The following is a 1,052-nucleotide window of genomic DNA, read 5'->3' as shown; positions in this document are numbered from 1 at the left end:
GCCTTGTTCGGCCAACGGTTTGCTCACCGCTTCAAAGATCGGGGTTGCCAATTGCACAGGACTCTCTTTGGCTGAGGTGTTGCCACCCCATACAGAGGCCCGGGTTTCGGAAGAGGGGTCATTCATGGGAGATCTCCTAAAGTTAGACTGGTGTTTGTTGCCTACTGCTCATATTCATCCGTCACCTACCAATATAGGGATTTTAGCAAAATATGCCAGCAAAATCGAAGTCCATCTTGCTGCATGCTTACATTATTGCATAAATTTTACATGGTAAAGCTTCCTCAAAGATGATTTAATCGCTTCATCGGAGGAAGAGCAGCAATACTGGTACCATGGATTGAAAGCGCAGTTTTGTTTAAGACATCATCCCATGCAATTTACTGCAATGATGGTCTGGATTGTAGCACTGTCTGCCATTTTTCATCTTTTATGGCCTGACCCGTTTCGGGAAGGGGGGGCGCAATGGAGCAAAGTGAAACACAAGAGAGGGCGACCATTCTGGTTGTTGACGATACTCCGGACAATCTGACCTTGATGTCTGGTCTGTTGCGGGAGCTCTACCGGGTCAAGGTGGCCAATAATGGCGAAAAAGCCATTCGCATTGTGCACACTGTTCCCCCACCAGATCTGATTCTTTTGGACATTATGATGCCTGGTCTCACCGGCTATCAGGTCTGTCAAACTCTGAAAGCCAATCCCGATACCAGGGAGATTCCTATCATCTTTCTCACCGCCATGAACAGCAGTGAAGATGAAAAAATCGGACTGGAAATGGGAGCTGTCGATTTTATCAGCAAGCCAGTCAATCCACCGGTGTTGTTGGCCCGGGTGGCCAGTCAACTGCGTTTGCGGGCTGCAACCGCACAGCTCAAAGATCAAAACAGTTATCTGGAACAGCAAATCAATAAACGATCCCAAGAGTTGGCAGCCATCCAGGATGTTACCATTCTGGCCATGGCCTCTCTGGCAGAGACCCGTGATAATGATACCGGCAACCATATTCGCCGTACTCAATTTTATGTCAAAGCTCTGGCCGAACATCTGCAAAC

General features: G+C 48.1%; 1 protein-coding gene. It reads left to right on the top strand.

The window, feature by feature from the left end:
* Window positions 1-465: 465 nt before the first annotated feature.
* Window positions 466-1,052 (top strand): response regulator (locus EJP87_RS17040; RefSeq protein WP_130473010.1); only part of this gene is annotated, 587 nt, incomplete at its 3' end.

This window comes from Candidatus Magnetaquicoccus inordinatus, assembly GCF_004217665.1.
Lineage (GTDB): Bacteria > Pseudomonadota > Magnetococcia > Magnetococcales > Magnetaquicoccaceae > Magnetaquicoccus > Magnetaquicoccus inordinatus.
This window is presented reverse-complemented; position numbering and strand designations above follow the sequence as displayed.